The 273-nt window shown below is 63.7% G+C and carries 1 protein-coding gene; it reads right to left on the bottom strand.

Translation table 11 applies throughout. The features are described from left to right. The coding region (locus tag ABG80_RS19410) for a hypothetical protein (protein WP_152987758.1) at positions 1 to 198 on the bottom strand (198 nt) is incomplete at its 3' end. Positions 199 to 273 lie beyond the last annotated feature (75 nt).

Here is a 273-nt window from a genome sequence, read left to right as displayed (position 1 = left end):
CACGGACACCTGCTCACCCACTCGGCCCTCGAAAGGCTTGGTGTCCGGAACTGTGAGGGTGAAGAGTTGAACGAGGCCACGGTTATCGAGGCCCTCGATCTGGAGAACCGGGCGGGTGGGGATCACCTCGCCGGTCCTCTTGTTGACGCCACCACCCAGGGTGGTGACTGCTCGAATGGTGCCGGTCAGCGTGAGCATCACAGGCTCCCTTGATCCAGGGCACCGGAACGCTCGATAGCTTCCTCGGCGCGGGCCAGCGCATCAGACACAGCA

Origin of the sequence: Aquabacterium parvum (assembly GCF_001447195.1) — a bacterium.
GTDB classification, from domain to species: domain Bacteria; phylum Pseudomonadota; class Gammaproteobacteria; order Burkholderiales; family Burkholderiaceae_C; genus Aquabacterium; species Aquabacterium parvum.
The sequence above is the reverse complement of the archived record's forward strand: the minus strand, read 5'-3'. Positions and strand labels throughout refer to the sequence as shown.